Source organism: Rhodococcus sp. (in: high G+C Gram-positive bacteria), from assembly GCF_049299235.1.
In the GTDB taxonomy this organism is placed as follows: Bacteria; Actinomycetota; Actinomycetes; order Mycobacteriales; family Mycobacteriaceae; genus Rhodococcus.
In genome coordinates, this window is the sequence record NZ_JBAQXC010000214.1 from 1 (window position 1) to 3,509 (window position 3,509).

3 protein-coding genes and 1 pseudogene are annotated in these 3,509 nt (G+C 68.0%); 3 read left to right on the forward strand and 1 reads right to left on the reverse strand.

What is annotated here, in order from left to right; translation table 11 throughout:
* Positions 1–36: 36 nt before the first annotated feature.
* From egtB to egtD, 3 genes are read left to right on the forward strand one after another with little or no spacing between them, the layout of a single operon-like run.
* Entirely contained in the window at positions 37–1,350 is a 1,314-nt protein-coding gene (egtB, locus tag WAX14_RS12420; RefSeq protein WP_422628365.1) for an ergothioneine biosynthesis protein EgtB, read from the forward strand.
* Entirely contained in the window at positions 1,343–2,092 is a 750-nt protein-coding gene (egtC, locus tag WAX14_RS12425; protein ID WP_422628363.1) for an ergothioneine biosynthesis protein EgtC, read from the forward strand. The genes egtB and egtC overlap by 8 nt, the downstream gene beginning before the upstream one ends.
* Positions 2,089–3,045 carry an L-histidine N(alpha)-methyltransferase gene (gene egtD / locus WAX14_RS12430; protein ID WP_422628364.1) on the forward strand — a complete coding sequence of 319 codons (957 nt, stop codon included), beginning with the start codon at positions 2,089–2,091 and terminating at the stop codon, positions 3,043–3,045. The genes egtC and egtD overlap by 4 nt, the downstream gene beginning before the upstream one ends.
* Here the strand turns inward: egtD and WAX14_RS12435 are convergent.
* Positions 3,046–3,509 (reverse strand): annotated as a pseudogene (locus tag WAX14_RS12435) (DMT family transporter); the annotation flags it as partial.

Below are 3,509 nucleotides of genomic sequence, written 5' to 3' on the forward strand. Positions count from 1 at the left end.
GTGCTGCCGGGGCCGCGGCCCGGAGGTTTTGGACCGGTGAACGCAGTGCGGGCGCAGGCCTTGCGGGATCTCGCCCGCGCCCGCGCGCGCACATCGACGCTGACCGACATCGACGACGCGGAGCTGACGGCGCAGCATTCGCCGCTGATGAGTCCGCTCGTGTGGGATCTGGCGCACATCGCCAATCAGGAGGAACGCTGGCTGTTGCGGGAAGCCGCCGGCCGGACCGCCGTTCGGGGAGACCTCGACGACCTGTACGACGCGTTCCGCCATCCCAGGGCCACGCGGAACGGGTTGCCGTTGCTCGACCCGGAGCAGGCCAGGCAGTATGCCGCCGAGGTGCGAGCACGCGTGTCGGAATCCTTGGCGGACTGCGGTTTCGATTCCGAACTGACCCGCGACGGATTCGTGTATTCGATGGTCGCGCAGCACGAACAGCAACACGACGAGACGATGCTCGCGACCCACCAGTTGCGTTCGGGGCCGCCGGTGCTGTTCGCCCCGGACGCACCGCGAGGCGGCCGACCCGTCGAGACTGACGAGATCACCGTCCCCGCAGGCGATGTCGAGATCGGGACATCCACCGATCCGTCGGCCCTCGACAACGAACGACCCGCGCACCGCGTGCAGGTGGCGGCGTTCCGCATCGACACCGTTCCCGTCACCAACGGTGCCTACCTCGAGTTCATGGCGGACGGCGGCTACCATCGCCCCGAGGTGTGGAGTGACGCAGGCTGGCGGCACCGGCTCGACGTGGGGTTGGAGGCACCCCAGTTCTGGACGCGCGAGCACGACGGCGCCTGGTGGCGCATGCGGTTCGGTGTCACGGTCCCGGTGCATCCGGACGAACCGGTGGTTCACGTGTGCTTCCACGAGGCCGACGCGTACGCGCGATGGGCCGGGAAGCGACTGCCCACGGAGATGGAATGGGAGACTGCTGCACGCTGGAATCACGTGGAGCGCAAGAGTACCCGGTTTCCGTGGGGAGACGACGGCCCCGGCCCGGAACACGGAAATCTCGGGCAGCGGCACCTCGGTCCCGCGGTTGTCGGCGCGTATCCGGCGGGCGCGTCGTCGCTCGGGGTGCAGCAACTGATCGGTGACGTGTGGGAGTGGACGTCGTCGGGTTTCGAACCGTATCCGGGGTTCCGCCCGTTTCCGTACCGCGAGTACTCCGAGGTGTTCTTCGGTGGCGACTATCGCGTGCTGCGCGGTGGCTCGTTCGGCACCGATGCGGTCGCATGCCGTGGGACTTTCCGCAACTGGGACCACCCGGAACGACGCCAAATCTTCGCGGGATTCCGTTGTGCGCGTGATATTCCCGATTCCGCGAGCGTCGCGGATGTGTAGGCACGTCGGGTACGTCGGCCCGGTGCGGACGGCGCAGTCGCTGGTGACCGACGGTGGGCATTCGCTGGTCCGCCAGTCGTGGGCGCCGAAGGATATGCGCGGTGGCGGCACCGTCAACGCGGACGGATACGGGGTGGCGTGGTGGACCGCGGACGGCACTGCGGGCAGGTACCGGAGCGGCCAGCCGATATGGTCGGACCCGTTTGTCGCCGAAGGCTTGTCGTCGATCCGATCCGGTGCGATGCTTGCCGCGATCCGGTCCGCGACCGAGGGCATGCCGGTGGAGCGGTCGGCATCGGCCCCGTTCACGGACGGCCGGTGGGCGTTCAGTCTCAACGGCCGGGTCACCGGCTGGCCGGGGACGTTGGTGTCGCTGGCGCAGCGGCTTCCGGTGGCGCAACTGCTGCACCTCGAATCGCCCACGGACGCGGCGACGCTGTGGCTGTTGCTGCGATCGCGCCTGCGCGCGGACCGCCCCGAAGTCGCGCTCATGCGGCTCGTCCTCGACGTGATCGCACTGTCTCCGCAGTCACGACTGAACATGTTGTTGTGCAATGGTTCCGGGCTGTGGGCCACGGCCTGGTATCACTCGCTGTGGACGCTGATCGACGAGGATGTCGCGGTGGTCGCCTCGGAGCCGTACGACGAAGATCCGCGCTGGACGCAGGTGCCGGACCGGCACCTGGTCAGTGCCCGACCGGGACACCTGATCGTGTCCCCGCTGGAGGTTGCCCGGCCATGACCGTCGATGTCTATCTGACCCCCGCCGAACTCGACGAGGCGCTGCGCGCCGATGCCCGTCGTGGCCTGACTGCGACCCCGAAGTGGCTGTCGCCGACCTGGCTGTACGACGAGCGCGGTGGCGAGTTGTTCGAACAGATCACCCGGCTGCCCGAGTACTATCCGACACGAGTCGAACGTGATCTGCTGCAAACACATTCACCCGACATTGCCGATGCCGTGCAACCCGAGATGCTGGTCGAACTGGGCTCCGGATCGTCGGAGAAGACCCGGCTGTTGCTCGACGCACTCGCACCCTACCTGCATACCTATGTGCCTCAGGATGTCTCCGAGACTGCCCTACGCGGTGCGGTGAGTCGTCTCTCCGCCGAGTATCCCGAGCTCGCGGTGCGTGGTGTGGTCGGGGACTTCACGGGTTCGCTGAGTCATCTGCCCAGTGGGGGTCGCCGAGCGATCGCGTTCCTCGGCGGCACCCTCGGCAACCTGATCCCGGACGAGCGTGCCGAATTCCTGGCCGAGCTCGCCGCGACCCTGGACTCCGGGGAGTGGCTGCTGCTCGGCGTCGGTCTCGTCGTCGACCCTGCCGTCGTCGTCCCCGCATACGACGATTCGGCCGGCGTGACCGCGGAATTCGACCGCAATGTGTTGCGCGTGCTCAACCATCGCCTCGGTGCGAACTTCGAACCGGACCGGTTTCGGCACGTGGCGCTGTGGGACAGCGACAACGAATGGATCGAGATGCGGCTCGAGGCCACCGAGGCGATGACCGTGCAGATCCCCGGCCTGGACCTCGAGGTGTCCTTCGCGGAGGGCGAGCAGTTACGCACGGAGATTTCGGCGAAGTTCCGGCTCGACGGTATCGCCCGCGAGCTCACCGACGCGGGTTTCGTGGTCCGGCACGAGTGGGTCGATCCGCACGCCCGGTTCGCAGTGCTCGGGGCGTCGCGGCGCTGACCGGATCCGGACGGCGGCTGCGGCACACAGGATCACGGCAGCGCCGCCTGCCAGTACGAAAGCACCCGGTCGTTCGCCGAGAAGCACTGCCGCCCAGAAGATCGTCATCACCGGCTGGGTGAGCTGAATCTGACTCACGCGCGTCATCGGGCCGATCGCCAGGCCCCGGTACCAGGCGAAAAACCCGAGAAACATGCTCACAACGGCAAGGTAGGCGAACGCCGCCCATTCGATCGCGGTGCCGGTGGGGGGATGGGTGGCGATCGCGAAGGCCGTCACGGCGGTGGTGGCAGGCGCACTGAGCACCAGTGCCCACGAGATGGTCTGCCAGGGCCCGAGTTCGCGCGCGAGCAGGCCACCTTCGGCATAGCCGATCGCGGCGGCGACGACGGCACCGAGCAGCAGGACGTCGGCCGGGTTCAGGCCGCCGAATCCTCCCGACTGGAGCGCGGCGAAACCCACCG